Source organism: Bacillota bacterium LX-D (genome assembly GCA_031628995.1).
GTDB lineage: Bacteria > Bacillota > DUOV01 > DUOV01 > Zhaonellaceae > JAVLUO01.
In genome coordinates this window covers 76,748-91,594 of sequence record JAVLUO010000004.1, presented here as the reverse complement: position 1 = coordinate 91,594, position 14,847 = coordinate 76,748, and the positions used below count along the sequence as shown (strand labels likewise).

14 protein-coding genes are annotated in these 14,847 nt (G+C 42.2%); 7 read left to right on the top strand and 7 right to left on the bottom strand.

The annotated features are described in order from the left end of the window. Positions 1–29: 29 nt before the first annotated feature. The gene (gene splB, locus RDV78_05455) at positions 30–1,049 is read right to left on the bottom strand and encodes a spore photoproduct lyase (GenBank protein ID MDS1029948.1); all 1,020 of its coding nucleotides are present in this window, start codon (positions 1,047–1,049) and stop codon (positions 30–32) included. A gap of 135 nt (positions 1,050–1,184) precedes the next feature. On the opposite strand from splB, the gene RDV78_05450 reads away from it, so the two are divergent. Next, complete coding sequence (locus RDV78_05450; protein MDS1029947.1) at positions 1,185–2,798, top strand: hypothetical protein; 1,614 nt, start codon at positions 1,185–1,187, stop codon at positions 2,796–2,798. Between the two features lie 348 nt (positions 2,799–3,146). Here RDV78_05450 and RDV78_05445 read toward each other — a convergent pair whose 3' ends face one another. From RDV78_05445 to RDV78_05420, 6 genes are all read right to left on the bottom strand, one after another. Next, the gene (locus RDV78_05445) at positions 3,147–4,817 is read right to left on the bottom strand and encodes a recombinase family protein (protein MDS1029946.1); all 1,671 of its coding nucleotides are present in this window, start codon (positions 4,815–4,817) and stop codon (positions 3,147–3,149) included. A gap of 76 nt (positions 4,818–4,893) precedes the next feature. Next, positions 4,894–5,055 carry a transposon-encoded TnpW family protein gene (locus tag RDV78_05440; GenBank protein ID MDS1029945.1) on the bottom strand — a complete coding sequence of 54 codons (162 nt, stop codon included), beginning with the start codon at positions 5,053–5,055 and terminating at the stop codon, positions 4,894–4,896. A gap of 240 nt (positions 5,056–5,295) precedes the next feature. Continuing rightward, on the bottom strand, positions 5,296–6,243 hold the full coding sequence (locus RDV78_05435; protein MDS1029944.1) for a phage major capsid protein: 948 nt from the start codon (positions 6,241–6,243) through the stop codon (positions 5,296–5,298). 13 nt (positions 6,244–6,256) lie between these two features. After that, the gene (locus tag RDV78_05430; protein ID MDS1029943.1) at positions 6,257–6,562 is read right to left on the bottom strand and encodes a hypothetical protein; all 306 of its coding nucleotides are present in this window, start codon (positions 6,560–6,562) and stop codon (positions 6,257–6,259) included. Between the two features lie 419 nt (positions 6,563–6,981). Continuing rightward, positions 6,982–9,288, bottom strand: coding sequence for a phage/plasmid primase, P4 family (locus RDV78_05425; protein MDS1029942.1), 2,307 nt, complete (start codon positions 9,286–9,288; stop codon positions 6,982–6,984). 28 nt (positions 9,289–9,316) lie between these two features. Then, positions 9,317–9,493, bottom strand: a complete 177-nt coding sequence (locus RDV78_05420) for an excisionase family DNA-binding protein (protein ID MDS1029941.1) — start codon at positions 9,491–9,493, stop codon at positions 9,317–9,319. Between the two features lie 307 nt (positions 9,494–9,800). Here RDV78_05420 and RDV78_05415 point away from each other — a divergent pair, with 307 nt between their 5' ends. The 6 genes from RDV78_05415 (at position 9,801) to RDV78_05390 (ending at position 14,811) form a co-directional block, all read left to right on the top strand. Continuing rightward, a complete protein-coding gene (locus RDV78_05415) occupies positions 9,801–10,784 on the top strand; it encodes a hypothetical protein (protein ID MDS1029940.1) in 984 nt (327 codons plus the stop codon). Between the two features lie 324 nt (positions 10,785–11,108). Beyond that, the gene (locus tag RDV78_05410; GenBank protein MDS1029939.1) at positions 11,109–11,351 is read left to right on the top strand and encodes a metal-sensing transcriptional repressor; all 243 of its coding nucleotides are present in this window, start codon (positions 11,109–11,111) and stop codon (positions 11,349–11,351) included. Between the two features lie 238 nt (positions 11,352–11,589). Next, complete coding sequence (locus RDV78_05405) at positions 11,590–12,402, top strand: class I SAM-dependent methyltransferase (protein ID MDS1029938.1); 813 nt, start codon at positions 11,590–11,592, stop codon at positions 12,400–12,402. A gap of 26 nt (positions 12,403–12,428) precedes the next feature. After that, positions 12,429–12,953, top strand: coding sequence for an FmdE family protein (locus tag RDV78_05400; protein ID MDS1029937.1), 525 nt, complete (start codon positions 12,429–12,431; stop codon positions 12,951–12,953). Between the two features lie 14 nt (positions 12,954–12,967). Beyond that, entirely contained in the window at positions 12,968–14,062 is a 1,095-nt protein-coding gene (locus RDV78_05395; protein MDS1029936.1) for an iron ABC transporter permease, read from the top strand. After that, on the top strand, positions 14,059–14,811 hold the full coding sequence (locus RDV78_05390) for an ABC transporter ATP-binding protein (GenBank protein MDS1029935.1): 753 nt from the start codon (positions 14,059–14,061) through the stop codon (positions 14,809–14,811). Before RDV78_05395 ends, RDV78_05390 begins: the two co-directional genes overlap by 4 nt. Positions 14,812–14,847: the final 36 nt, after the last annotated feature.

Here is a 14,847-nt window from a genome sequence, read left to right as displayed (position 1 = left end):
TAGTCGTTTATCTGTTTTTTTCCTGCATTTTATACGAAATAAGCGATATCTGCCTGTGGAAAATACTTTTTTAACTGATCATTAAAAAATACTTGCATCTGAGCTAATTTATCTTTTGGATATAAATATTTAGTATAGCCAAACTGTCCATATTTTAGCTGCCTTTCTTCCTCGTTTAGAGGCAGCTTTGATTCCGGAAATAAAGACAGGATATTATTTTTGGCCCTGGAAGTAAATCGATGAGTAATTAATTCAAAAGTTATCTTTTTCGGTATGTCTGTTAAATAATTATGTAAAGAATTAAGCATTTTAGAATATTCTTCCTCCCAGTTAGAATATTCTAAGATAGGACCAATAATAAATCCTAAAGGATATCCAGCATGGGCAACTTTCGCTGCTGCTTCAAGCCGATCAATTAAGGCTGGTGTCCCATGCTCAAAATTATTGATCACATAGGAACTATTTATGCTAAAGCGAAAAGTTGTTTTCCCTTGATGTTTTAAATTAAGTAAACTGTCCACATCTGTAAATTTAGTCACAAACCTAAAAAGGCCTAGTTCCTGTTGGCCAAAAAAATTAATAGTACGTGCTAAACTACCTGTTAAATATTCTACTGGAATAGGGTCGGAAGTGGCTGCACCTTCAAATATTGTAATTTCCGGTTTTCTTTCCTGTATATATTCTTCAGCCCGCTGCAATATTTCCTCAACATTCACATAGACCCTAATATAAGGCTTTTTGCCTAAAGTTGTTTGTAAATAACAATATTCACATTTTCCTGGACAGCTGGTTACCAAGGGAAGCTGAAAATGAGCAGACGGCTTACAGGTTTGGAAATTATCTCCCTTCCGGACACCTACAACTAAAGTTCTTTTTGCTTCATTATAGCTTTGTTGAGGAGTCTTGCCTGGTATACCACTGATCCGATTGTGTGATTTAATTATTTTTAGTTCTACTTGATCATTTTTAAAATAATTATATAAATTTTGCCCCAATTCGTAGTCTAATGCTTTTTCTTCAAAAAATACTCTTTTTGGTTTGAATTGCATAATTAATCACTTCCTTATATTGCTTCAATTAGAATTTAAAAAACAAAAACTTTTGGATATTAGTGCTTTCAGAAGGAAATATCAGTTTTATGCCTAATTTAATACTTATTATCTCAAGGGAAGGTTGGACCAATAGTGAAAAAAGTTCCTTTTACAGCCCTAATTAGCCTCCTAATCTTAGCCTTAGTTATTCCGTTATTTAATATTCGTCTTCAATCTGCCGGAGCAACCGGAAGCAAATATAAGCAGTCCATTACCAATAAAGAAATTAACCTAACTAAACTTTGCTCTAATTTAGAAAATCATGCTTCAGATGAGGAAATTATAGAAGCATTGTTTTCTTTATCAATTAAACAAAATAGCTCTCTTTTAATTCAATTATTTGACAAAACTAATGATTATCATTTGCAGCGGGTTTTACTTCAACAATTAAAACAGAATCTGCTTTTGCACGAAGGTCAAAAAAATTACATATCCTGGTTTCTTTGGCAAAATGCCAAGTATGCTGCTCCTCTTTTAGCTCAGGAGTCTTTAGTTGCCTTAGTCGAAGCCAAAGAGCAAAATGCATTGTCATTTTTAGTCCAAAACATAGAAACAAATAAGCTAGCGGCTTATCCCGATGGGCAATTTGTGCAAATACCTTGGTATATTTCCAAACAAATTTGTAAACAATACCCAAATTCCGATTTTGCCAAGGGAATTAAAGCCTACGAGGAAATTAGCGGCACTCCTTTCTTCGATATTGATAAAAAAACTGAAAGACAATATGGAGACAATCAATACAACCCTTCTCTAGAAATTGAGGAATGGCTTAAGTGGATTAAGAAATATCCCGGTCATATAGCATCTGATAGTGCCGCTTACCGTTTAGGACGCTGTTACGAAATTTCCGGATACTATTCTCAAGCACTTAATTGGTATTATCAAGCAGTTAAAGCTCCTAATGGAGCAATCCAAAATGATGCCAAAGGCCGCTTAATTTATGTATTAGATGTTAAAATGGATGCGGATCAACTTAACGATGCTCTTACCTCACAAAAAATTTGTCCGGAAGTTGAACCTGCAGCCAAATACACACTTGCTTTGAAACTTATTCGCTCAGGTAAATACCAGGTTGGTATTGCTAAACTTCAAAAATTTGCTCAGGAGTATGAGGAGAAACCAGTTTATAATTTTACGTTCGACAAATCTCAAAATGATAAAACTGATAAGTGGGCTTTTTGGTCCAAGGTAAAAGAGCAGCAAGCCAAGTTAACAGAGCTTTCAGCTTATGCCCAACAGCTTGATAACACTGAACTTTCAGCTCCTTTGCAATATAAAATTGCTGCGCTAATTTACCATGATAATTTGATTTTCTACAATCATTTTTGGCAGGGACAGCGCATTATCTATAATTGGTTAGGACATATTAACGAAATCAGAAATCAGCCTCCAGTTCAAACTGAACTTCAAAATTCAATTAAGGAACAGAATAATTATTATCAAGCGTTACAGAAATTTTTAGAATTAAAGGATAAAGAACTTCCACCGGATTTAAAAGAAAAAGTCATTTTTTCAATTGCCTTGTGTTATAGTCATTTGGAATCTTACGGACAGGAAATTGATGTGCTAATGTCAGAAGAAATGCAGCATAAACAAGTATTAGATTCGCTTAAAAATTACTTGAACAATTACCCAAATGGAAATTATCGCACCGAAGCCGAGAAAGCACTTACAGCTTACCAATCGAGTAAAGTAAAGCCGAAGTAATTTGCTTCGGCTTTATCCTTCTCACAGAACCGTACGTCCAAACTAATCAGGTTATCCGGCTTTTGGGCTTTCCCATTTTTTGCAAGGTTACCCGCCTGACTAGCCAACCTCGGTTTGCTTGCGCTATGTTCTAAGTTCCCCCCTTCGGCTTCCTTCAGACCCACAGTTACCAGTAACGCCCTTGCTCACGAGTTATCTTCCTGCCGGTTAGGCGATAGGGCTTCTTTCAGCCCATCGGCTCAGCAAACATGCCGGGCAAACTAATAAAAAAAACCAGCCCTTTGAGGGTGCGTCTTAGGGATTTTCAATCCCGGAAAATATCGGCATAGTTTGGTATGTATTTACCGGCTATGCCAATTTTTCATTCTTTGTGGTGGATGTAGAAACCGGTGATTCAAACTCGCCAATGCAATTCCATACAATTTTGATACGCTGTACCCGCCTGCCATCAATGCGCTCTGCCTTGTAAACATAGATTTTTTTAACGAATTCCCGGATAATTTCCGCTGTGAGTTCCTTTATGTCCGTATACTTTCTTACCAGTGAGAGGAAATGGTCAACATTGAGAGTGCTTTCCTTATCCTCTGTCATAATGAATTTCAGTTCCGTTACTCGCTTCTCAAGAGTCTGCTGCTCGGCTTCATAGTTTGCGGCCATCTTTGTAAAACGCTCATCGGATATCTTGCCCTCTATGTTATCTTCATAGAGCCTTTGAATAATCTCGTCCAGCTTGGCGATGCGGGCCTGTGCCTGTTCCAATTCGCGTTTGCTGTCACGCATACTTTTGTCAAGCTCTGACCTTGTTTTCTTAGTTACCATCTCCACGAATTCGTCCTCACAGTCTCTGGCAAAAGCCGTTACGCGGCGGATACCGTCAAGGAGCAGTTCCTCAACTACCGCATTGCGTATCTGGTGTGAACTGCAGCCGCCTTTTACCTTGCGGTAGGTAGCGCATACAAAATACTCTTTTTCATGCTCCCAACCACGCCCACGCACTTGATACATTTTATTTCCGCAATCCGCACAGAACATCATGCCGGAGAGAAGTGGCATTTCACCCATCGGTGTGAGCCTACGTCTGCCATCCCTGATTCTCTGCACTACTTCGAATACGGATTCCTCAATAATTGCTTCATGGGTATTCTTGAAGATCATCCACTCCGACGGGTCATTTTTCATCTGCTTTTTCTGCTTATAGGACTTGCGGTAAGTTTTGAAATTAACCGTATGTCCCAAATATTCCTGCCTTGAAAGCATATGAACTATTGTGCTGCCTCGCCAGACATAATCATCGTCATGGCCTCTGTTGTCCGGAATATTGATTCCGTTTTTCCTGGCGTGAGCCGTTGGATTCATAATTTTGCGCCTGGTTAATTCCTTGGCTATCTGCGAAGGGCCATACCCTTGCATACACAAGTGGAATGCCTCGCGTACCACTTTGGCGGCTTCTTCATCGACTATCCATCGTGTCTTGTCTTCCGGGTCTTTGATATAACCGTAAGGCGGATTGGTGCAGAGTGGTTTGCCGGACTGCCCTTTCGACTTGAAAACGGCGCGTATCTTCTTGCTCGTATCCTTGGCATACCATTCGTTGATGATATTAAGAAACGGAGTAAAATCGCTGTCCTGCTGATTGGCACTGTCAACATTATTGTTTATTGCTATGAAGCGAATGTCGGAGCCAGGAAAGAGCACTTCGGTATAGTAGCCGACCTTTAGATAATCTCTTCCAAGACGGCTCATGTCCTTGACAATGATGGTGCCAATCCTGCCTTCTTCCACTTGGGAGATAAGGCGCTGCCAATCCGGGCGGTCGAAATTCGTGCCGCTATAGCCATCATCCACAAAGAACTCAGTGTTTGTAAAACCGTTGTCATCAGCGTACTTCTGTAAAATGGTCTTCTGATTTTTAATGCTGTTAGAATCACCCTGCAGTTCGTCATCTCGTGAAAGACGGCAATACAGAGCGGTTATTTTATCGTTATTCTTCACAGCAGTATAAGACTGCCTGCTAATCATGTTTACCTCCTTTCCGACAGTCTTCAAGCGGTACTCTATGTTCCCGTACTGCCGCGAAGAAGTCAAGTTATTTTGATTAAAAAGCCTTATTTAATTCAAGCTTTGCTGTGTCGTTAAGTATCATGCGTTTCAGCTTGTCATAGGCAGTTTCTTTGGCAGTGCTGCTGACTGCTGATTCTATAATGTAGAGAGTATCACCGATTACCTTTTCGGTAACGCAGATGGTCTTCTCGGCCATAAGGCACTCCTCCTTTCTGACCTTGGGGGTAGGGGGTAATTAATCCTTACACCCTTTCGATCGTGCAACGGGCGTGGGGCTTCGTAGGAAAAAACGCAAATTCAAACGGGGTATTAAAGGAACAACCGGGATAAAATTCATATAATTGAAATAAATTTGGTGTGTATTTCATCTTGGGAAAGTTTATTCTTTAGAGAAAAGGCACAGCAGGATATTCCACTGTGCCTTTTCTCGTATGTTTTAACTGTTGGTCTCGGTATTCATCTGAATTACCTTCACTGCCTCCGGGCGGATAAGTTTTCCGTCAACAAATTCAAAGGCAAGGTAACCCATCTGGTCGAGCAGGGCAAACTTCTCTGATAGTGCCCTCACGCTGACAGGGCTTCTGCAGATGATCCAGTAGTAGCTAAAATCACCGAAGGCTATAGGCTTTGAATCAGACTCCATATCCGGCATAAACTCTGATATAAATACCTTTTTACCGAGGATGGTATCATCGCTGTCGCGCCAAAGGTAGTTTCCGGCTTCATCCTTCATTGTGCGAAGGGCAAGGGCTGTCTTATCGTTCATGAGCCATACGGCATTTTTGCGGTATTCCGGCTTCACAGAGAAGTACAGGCGGATTATATCATCATAGGTGATTTCATCAACGGCATAGGCAACCTCAGCGCCGTTTTCACCGTTTAAGATACCTGTCGGCATCTGTACGCCGGTACCGTTAATAAAGGCGTTGTCCTCAGCTTTGGCAAAGTTCCTGGCAAGGCGCTTTACAAGGTAGCTTTCAATGTCGAATGCGGCATCGCGGACAAAGTCCGAATTCATTTTTACAAGAGCAGCGAGCTTATGGCTTTCAACGGTATACGGAGTGAAATCGTTTATTCCGTCAAAAACTGGGATAGCGCCGCCTTCCGGCACAAACTGCGCAAGGTCATCGTATTCCTTTGCAAGAATGTGATAACTACCTTCATATACGTTAAAGGTTGTGCCGATTTTACGGAACAGGCTCTCGTTTATGATGGCTGCTTCATATTTGTTATTTGTGGCGTTTGGCATGACATAAGTGCCCGTCTCGCTGCTGCGGCCTTCGGAAAGTCCGGAATAATCGTTTTCCTGGCCGCGCATGGCATTCCAGAAGTGCCTGCTGTATTCCGGCTGACCGGTATATACTCTGACTTCAGTATAATTCATGGCGTTCCCCTCCTTAAATCTTATCGCAGAATGGACAGGCATAGAGACCGAGGTCATGGTAGCTGAGCGATCTTCCTACCTGTTTCAAGTGGTGGTGGCATTTCGGACACAGAATGTTATATGCCATAGCCCCTTCAATGGTATGAGGATGCTTTGCATGGAGGCGGTATCGCATTTTTAACTTTCCTTTATCGTCTTCGATGACAACATTGGAAAGATGCAGGTCGCACATGGCATGGGCATACTCATCGGAATAATAAGTGTGCTGCGGCCGCAGCAGAGTGCCTTCCTTGTTCATTTTCATAAGCGGATAATTCATGTTTTTCCCTCCTCAAAATTAAGATGTTTGAATGCGGTTGATGATATTTTCTGTAGATCTAATTGCTGAGTGTTCGTCATGATGAATCGCTATAGCTGTTCCTCCCTCCAGTGATACTTCCGGTGACAGAAGTGACGGTTCAGTGACAGTAGTTTTGATGAACTGTCACGCTGGAAAGCGGCTTGCGGCAAGGCTTTTAAAGCTTCAGTGACGAAAGTGACAGAACTTTTCATTTCATACTCACACTGCTCATAATCTTTTCCTTGTTCTCTGTACAATTCCAAACTTTATTTTTCCCGCTAAGAAGTTTGAAAGACTATCACTTCTGTCACTTGTGGCTGGAAACCCTTGATATATGGGCGTTTTCGCGGTGACAGTTGCCTGTGAGAACTGTCACTCGACTGTCACTTCTGTCACTTTTAAGCAAGAAAATCCGTACTGTCATAGCCATAAGCCTTCTTGTACTGCTCCTTTGCCTCAATAGTGAGAGTGAGGTTTTTATAATAGGTGCCTTTATTGGTATGAACGGTCATCTCCTTAAAGGTGCAGCCGAGATGGAATGCCAATGTTTCTCTGAACTCTTTGGCTGTCTTGGCAAAGCCGTTATTGTTGTCATAGCACCATGCCCTGTAAACATCGTAGATGCGGCTCGTTGTAGCGGAATCATTAAACTTGCCACCTGACCGTTTGCACATACATTCCTCATAGAATGAGATCACAGTATTGTTCTCTGACATATATTGCTCTCTTGCAAGGCTTACACTGTCCGGCTCGGAAAAGATGTACCCGTTTGCAATAACCGTCTGCAGCGCCTTAACAGCCTTGTAGACGATGCCATCACGCTCGGCATACATTTTGTCAAGGAGTGTTTTGTCCTGCTTGTCCTTTGGAATGACATTAGGACAACGCACCACCATAATGCGGTCATAGACCCATTTGCCGTCATCGCCGCCAAACTTGGGAAGTCTGTTCATGCAAAACCAGAGCAGCCCGTTGTAGGTGAACTCAAAGGCCTGCTGTCCTTTGAACTCGGCATATAGGCTGTCGCCGCCGGTAATTTTCTTAAATGTTTTCAACTCATCTACGGATAGGAAACTCATATCCGAGCTACCGGCAAGGCGTGTGCCATATATCGCGCCGGTGCCGAAACGCGCTTCAATCTCCTTGAGGTCGATTCCTATGAAGTTACCCTTGCCGAGCAACCGCTCTACAAGGCTCTTTAGCTGAGATTTGCCGGTGTCGCCATCGCCGACAAGGAAAAGCGCTTTTTTCATTCGCCATCCCTTGATGTTGGAGATGCATACTCCGATAAACTCAAGGAGTAGATGTTCTATGGCCTTGTCTCCGTCTGTGAGGGTGTGCATATACCTGTCGAAGACCGGCGTAGGTGTTTCCCTTCCCGCCCAGTTGCACGGAATCTGAATGGTGGAGAGGATATCCGGGGAGTGTGGTACAAGAATGGCGTTATCTGCAGTGATACGGAGCAGGCCATTTCTGAAGTTGATAAAATCCTCATCGGCGTTCAATTCATCCTGGCTAACATAATTAAGGTCAGTGGTGATATGCTGTAAAGTTTCGCTGACGATGCCCATTCTCACAAGTTCCTCGTCATAATCCGCGATGTACTGCTTGATAATACCCATCAGCATATTGTCGGCATAGAGCCGATAACAGCCGTTTTCGTAGACATATTTCAAAAGGCCCTGCTTTCCGTTATCCCTTACAAGCACATAGCGGAGGTGCTCACGTACGTACTTTGCAAGGAGCGGAACGCTGACATAAGATTCACCGGTCTGTTCATGAAATTTGATGAAGTTCGGATGCTCCATCCTGGATTTATGGAAAATGCCATGACAGGCATCGATACCGGCATTGATGGTGGCTTCTCTGTAATCTTCACGCTCCCATTTTTCCCGATAGAGGGCAGAACTGCGGAAGATTTCATCAATAGCCGCAGGATCTGGCCCGGTTCGAAAGGCAATCATGGCGCACAGTGCCGCATCAGCTTCGGAGTGAGAGCCATATCCGGAGATATCTCCATCGTCATACAGCTTCTTGAATTTCTCTCCATTTTTCTGCTTGCGTAAGTTGCAGACGATATCAAAAACGGCGCGATCACCGTCACGCTTGGCACTGTACTTGGCTTTTTCTTTGCGCCGCATATTTTTATCAAGCGTCGTAAGAACTGCTGCGGTACATTCGCGCAGAGGCTTATCATTAATGATATTGCCGGTAAAGGCGGCAAAGCGGTTTGTAATGCCGCCGATATACAGTTCCAAATTGTTATGGGGATTCTTCGTATAGAACTGCCGATCGAGTTTTAAATTCCCGTTTTTATCAATGTAGGTAGGGATTTGTGTAAAGTCACATTTGCCATATTGATGTATGCCTGTGCCGCTGACCGAGTATTCTGCATAAGAGTCATGCCTTGCTAAAATCGTCTGAACAAGCGGATCTGTAAGCGCTTTATGGTCGATGTCTATGAAGTAATAGCCTTTCGGTATCTTGAAACCGACACCGGCGGCAACAGGATTATGCTCCTTTGCTTTTACTGCCTCATTGTATGTGACCCATGTATGAGACCATTTATCATCAGTTCCGGTTGCACCGCCTCGGGCGGCAAAAGGTTTCTTCGTCGGCTTGCCTTTTTGATCTGTTCTCCATCGCCATAGCATCCATATCTTCATATCCATCAGTTCCTGCATTGCGTTTGCCGTCTCGTCCACCTCCTCTCCGCTGCATTTTGTGCTGCCATTATTTGTGCGCCGAGTTTATGACCAGCCATTTCTTAAAGGCTTCAACTGGAATCAATATTCTCGTACCAACTCGTATGACTGGAAATCCCGGCGTTTTTACAAGTTCGTAAGCCTTCGGCAGGCTAATGCCCATCTGTGCCGACAGTTCCTGCACACTCATGGTCGTTTTCTCCATTTACTCTTTCCTCCCTATCTTGATAGTTGGTTTAGTTTCTACATCCACCATTCGCTACCGTTCCTGAGGCAGCCACCTGCTCGTGGTCTCCCCGTATCCACTTGCAGCAGAGGCGCTCCGGCTTTCACCATCGTGGCGGCGACGCTGCAAAAGTATCTCTTGCGGGCGGACTATTCAGTTGTCAAGGAATCGGAATTTAAGTAGTTTTACAATTTGTTCTTGTATTCAATGCAATTGTATAATACAATGTAAGTGATGTTAAATTTTCATCGCTTACAATAACGATTACATTCAAAGGATGATTGCCATGAAAAAACTGCCGGTAGAAAATCTCGGTTTCGTAGAAATTGGCGGCGTTGGCGAGATGATATATAGAGCTGTGCGATTTCCTGAGTATGTTCCGGACTATGATGATGGTGGCGAAGTACTGAAGCCCATTTTCACAGGCCTTCATGCTCCGGAAAGCGGCACTGACTATTCCTTAACCGGACAGGAACTGTTAGTCAGCTTGTGTAACCTTTATGGCAAATTAAATAACCCAGACAGCACTGTTCCGATGACAGATGCCGTCTGGGATTGGTGCAGAAACAATATTCATCCCTACAATATTGACAGTCTTTATGAAATGCTGGATAGCGAAAAGTTTGCACATATAACTTACATGGATTTGATTCAGAAAGATGCCACATTCTATGTAAATCAATTCATAAAGGATTTATGCAGTCTGGGTACTGTATTTGAACTTTACTTTGCCTTGAGAAAAGTTAAATACTATGGAGAAATTGACTACGCACGAAATCTTTATTATGAAGGCAGGCTTTGTGACAGTCTCGCTTTTCTTGAACGATACAGGCAATATGAGGATGTTGGGGAATATAAGGCCCGTATTTTAGAGAATTACAATGATCATATTTTCCAAGTGATTGATATGTTCCCGGACTTTCGAATGAGACTGAAATTAGATAAGAAAACCGGGAAAGTGATGTACGGGGCCGACATTCAATCGGTGTTTGACATCTGCTGGTACACATTTTCCAGAATGGTAGCTGATGTTGCACCACCGGTAGATGAAGACATTAACTATTTCGAATCGCAAGGCTCCATACTCTCTTGTCTTGCCTGCGGTAAATACTTCGTACGGCATTCAAGCCGTCAATTATATTGCAATAATTGGGACTGTCAAGCCGAGCGTAATCGAAGAAACAGACGTGCCAGCTATGCTCGCAAGAAGGCTGCTGAAGTAAGTACGCCGAAGCCTTCAATTCCATTCTGGAGTATCGAGAAGAACTAATGCTTCAAAACTAGCGGATGAAATATATGACCGCAACCTGTATTTACAAAAGAACGGTAAAAAGGCACAATATACCAAGATTAGAGCGCGCTGCGGGCATTACCTGGAAATGTTTGAAGCGCTCTCCGGCAACTATATTAAATTGAAGCAGCAGTAAATATTATAAAGGGCTAATGTTATCACGGAATGTTATTAAAGACGAGGAGGAAGTTTGTTATGAAAGGTATTATCAAAGGGCAAGTTCATGCCCATAAAGCGCCTGATGGTACGGAGTATTTACATAGCCATGACAATGAACATAAACACAGTCATCAGAATACAAAAATGGTATTAAACCGATTATCCCGTGCAATCGGCCATTTAGAATCAGTAAAACGAATGGTGGAAGACGGAAGAGATTGTAGCGAAGTGCTAATCCAATTATCTGCAGTTATCTCTGCGCTGAACAATACTGGCAAGGTAATATTGAAGGACCATATGGAACACTGTATTGTGGATGCAGTTGAATTAGGTGATAAAGCTGCTATCGATAATCTTGCTAAAGCCATTGATCGCTTTATTAAATAAATATTATATCCCTATCCGGGGCATGCAAAATAGAAAAAATAGATAAGTACGAACCGTGCTGTTTACCACAACACCATGAAAATGCGCATTTTTGAGGAATCAAAGATGTGCATTTTTCTATCCCCCCTGAGGGCTTGCGAGACATTCGATTAGTTATATAATTTTTGATATATAAACTTGGGTCTTGCTATCAATTAATGGGAAACCTTGATGTCCTTACTGATAAGGGGGTGATTTTGTGGACATAAATGAAATCCGGGAAAAATGGAGTCTAAAACAAAAAAATAAACAAGCCAGTGTGGACATGTGGAACTCGATGGCAGAGAGTTTTGGTGATTTTATTGTGCCAAATTTTAAGGATAATACTTTTTTGAAATTAATAGAAAGAAATAACATGCTAAATCATGAAGGACTTGTCTTGGATGTGGGTTGTGGGACAGGACAATATGCGTTGGCTATAGCTGAGCGTTGCCAACATGTAACTGGGGTTGATCTATCTCCTGAAATGATTAATATCGCCAAACAAAAGGCTTTGGATTACAAAATCCAAAACACTGATTTTTACTGTAGAGATTGGCATGATTTGGATATTGAAAAATCCGGGTACTTACATAAATTTGATTTGGTATTTGCTCATATGACACCTGCAATCCAGAGTGGGGATACCTTTGAGAAGCTATCTGCAGCATCTAAAGGCTGGTGTGTGTTGGCCAAACCAATTAAACGAACAGACCCAGTTTCTGACGCAGCTAAAGAGTTAGTTGGCATCAGGGAGCGAAGAGAAAGCTGCGATGAGGAAATCCTGTTTGCTTTTGAAATGTTATGGAGACAGGGATACCTTCCGCAACTGGAGTATGAAAAGCAAATCTGGAAGATGAAAAAGACTCTTGATGATGCTTATGGTTTATATGTTAATCGTCTTAAGACCTATAAGGACATCACCTTGGAGGAAGAAGAAAAGGTTAAGGCCTATTTAAGAACTTTGTCTAGCGATGGTTTTGTAAACGAAAATGTTGATACAACTGTAGCAATATTGTTTTGGCATGTTTAATTATTGATCAAAGGAGATGATGGATTATGGGGAAAACAGATTGGCAGAAGGCGGTGGAGTTTCACGGCCATTCCTGTCCTGGCCTTGCCATCGGTTATAAAGCAGCCGAGGCTGCAAAAGAAAAGATGGGCATTACGTTTGCTTCGGATGAAGAGGTAGTATGCGTCACTGAAAATGATGCTTGTGGTGTTGATGCTATCCAGTTGCTCACGGGTTGTAGCATCGGCAAGGGGAATCTGATTTATAGGGGTACAGGCAAAATGGCTTTCAGCTTTTTTAACAGAAAGAATGGCGAAAGCTTGCGAATGATTATTAAACCTTTTAAAGGGGAAATGGACAGGAAAGAACGCCAGGAATATATTCTAAATTCACCAGTGGATGAAATATTTGATTTCATGAAGCCTGCTTTTAGTTTGCCTGAGACAGCAAGAATTTTTACTTCTGTTGTCTGTGAATCTTGCGGGGAAAGTGCACCGGAGCACAAAATGCGATTGCAGGATGGGAAGAAGGTTTGCTTGGACTGTTTTAAGGAATATAGCAGAGGATGGTAGTTAAGCTCAAAGGGATGGAAAAATTGAAAAATCAAACAACTTCTAATTTTAATATTAACGAGACAGATATATACCTGAGATATACAGGAAGAAAAAAACTGGTTCTTGTAGTGCTGGCATGTTTAATAATTTTAGTAGCGATAGTTGCAGTGAATGCGGGTTCGATGAATTTAAATCTGTATCAGGTTATCCAATCGATTTTGGGAAATGGCAGTAATGTATCGGATGTCGTAATCTGGCGGATTCGTCTGCCCAGGATACTGGCGGCTATTATTGCCGGTGCAGGATTATCGGTCGCCGGTTGTGTCATGCAAAACAATCTCAGAAATCCGCTGGCTTCACCATCCACCCTTGGCATATCCAATGCTGCAGCTTTTGGAGCTAATTTGGCCATTATTGTTTTTGGCGCAGGCAGTATTTCAAGTACTAGTACAGATGCGGTAACCATCAACAATCCATATTTGGTAACGGTTTCCGCTTTTATTTGTTCAATGATAGCTACGATGGTTATTCTGCTTCTGGCTAGAATACGGAGTTTTTCACCTGAGGCAATGGTTCTTTCTGGTGTGGCGCTGAGTTCACTATTTTCTGCAGGAACAATCCTAATCCAATATTTTGCCCAGGACTTTCAGATTGCCGCAGTAGTATTCTGGACATTTGGCGACCTGGGGAGGATCGCTTGGCCTGAAGTTTCTATTTTAACCTGTCTTATTGGCGTAGCATTTATCTATTTTATGTCCAAAAGATGGGACTACAACGCTCTGGACAGCGGAGAAGAAACTGCTAAAAGTCTGGGGGTTAATGTGGAAAGAGTCAGACAGGGAGGAATGTTTGTATCGTCCCTGATTGCGGCTGTTGCTGTTTCTTTTTTAGGCATTATTGGTTTTATCGGTCTTGTTGGTCCCCAAATTATGCGAAGAATTATTGGAGGGGATCACCGTTATCTTATACCTGCCTCGGCGTTGATGGGTTCGCTACTACTGCTTATTTCGGATACTATGGCTAGAACAATGGTATCTCCTGTAGTGCTTCCTGTCGGAGCTATTACCTCTTTCTTTGGAGCACCATTGTTCCTTTATTTGCTGGTAAGGGGGTATCAAAAGAAATGATCTTATCAGTGAATGAACTGGCTTTTACTTATCCCAGCCATTCAGTTTTACAGAAGATTAACTTTTCTATTTGCAAGGGGGATTTCCTTGCTGTCCTTGGTGTTAATGGCGCTGGGAAGTCTACCCTCTTAAAATGCATCAATCGGGTTTTAAAGCCTTGTGCAGGTGCGGTTTTTATTCAGAACGACGAGGTAGGCAAACTCAGTCAAAGAGAAATTGCTAAAAGAATTGGTTATGTAGCCCAGCGCCAAGAAAGTGTCTGTATGACAGTTTATGATGCAGTGCTACTGGGGAGAAAACCCTATATACAATGGGAGGCTTCCAAGAAGGATCTTGAAATTACCCATAAAGCTTTAAAAATGCTTGAGTTGGAGGAATACTCCTTAAGATATCTGAATGAATTAAGCGGTGGAGAACAGCAAAAAGTGGTCATAGCCAGAGCGTTGGCTCAAGAGCCGAATCTTCTTCTACTAGACGAGCCAACCAGTAGTCTGGATCTAAAGAATCAACTTGAAGTCGTTAAGATCATTAAAAGAGTTGTCAGAAACCAGCAAATCGGTGCGGTGGTCAGCATGCATGATTTGAATCTGGCCATTCGCTTTGCTGATAAGTTCCTGTTATTGAAAAATGGCGAGATTTTTGCCGCCGGCGGATTGGAAGTGATGACTCCGGAAAATATCGAAAGCGTTTACTCAATATCGGTTAAAGTCAAAGAAATCGATGGCATTCCGGTTGTGGTTCCGGTATAGTTCTGCAAACAAAAACTTTATTAAAATTGGAGGATC

Bases quoted from the DNA above. Each gene is read 5' to 3' on its own strand.
- splB (MDS1029948.1), bottom strand. From the start codon at position 1,049: ATGCAATTCAAACCAAAAAGAGTATTTTTTGAAGAAAAAGCATTAGAC.
- RDV78_05445 (MDS1029946.1), bottom strand. From the start codon at position 4,817: ATGATTAGCAGGCAGTCTTATACTGCTGTGAAGAATAACGATAAAATA.
- RDV78_05440 (MDS1029945.1), bottom strand. From the start codon at position 5,055: ATGGCCGAGAAGACCATCTGCGTTACCGAAAAGGTAATCGGTGATACT.
- RDV78_05435 (MDS1029944.1), bottom strand. From the start codon at position 6,243: ATGAATTATACTGAAGTCAGAGTATATACCGGTCAGCCGGAATACAGC.
- RDV78_05430 (MDS1029943.1), bottom strand. From the start codon at position 6,562: ATGAATTATCCGCTTATGAAAATGAACAAGGAAGGCACTCTGCTGCGG.
- RDV78_05420 (MDS1029941.1), bottom strand. From the start codon at position 9,493: ATGGAGAAAACGACCATGAGTGTGCAGGAACTGTCGGCACAGATGGGC.
- RDV78_05415 (MDS1029940.1), top strand. From the start codon at position 9,801: ATGAAAAAACTGCCGGTAGAAAATCTCGGTTTCGTAGAAATTGGCGGC.
- RDV78_05410 (MDS1029939.1), top strand. From the start codon at position 11,109: ATGGTATTAAACCGATTATCCCGTGCAATCGGCCATTTAGAATCAGTA.
- RDV78_05400 (MDS1029937.1), top strand. From the start codon at position 12,429: ATGGGGAAAACAGATTGGCAGAAGGCGGTGGAGTTTCACGGCCATTCC.
- RDV78_05395 (MDS1029936.1), top strand. From the start codon at position 12,968: ATGGAAAAATTGAAAAATCAAACAACTTCTAATTTTAATATTAACGAG.
- RDV78_05390 (MDS1029935.1), top strand. From the start codon at position 14,059: ATGATCTTATCAGTGAATGAACTGGCTTTTACTTATCCCAGCCATTCA.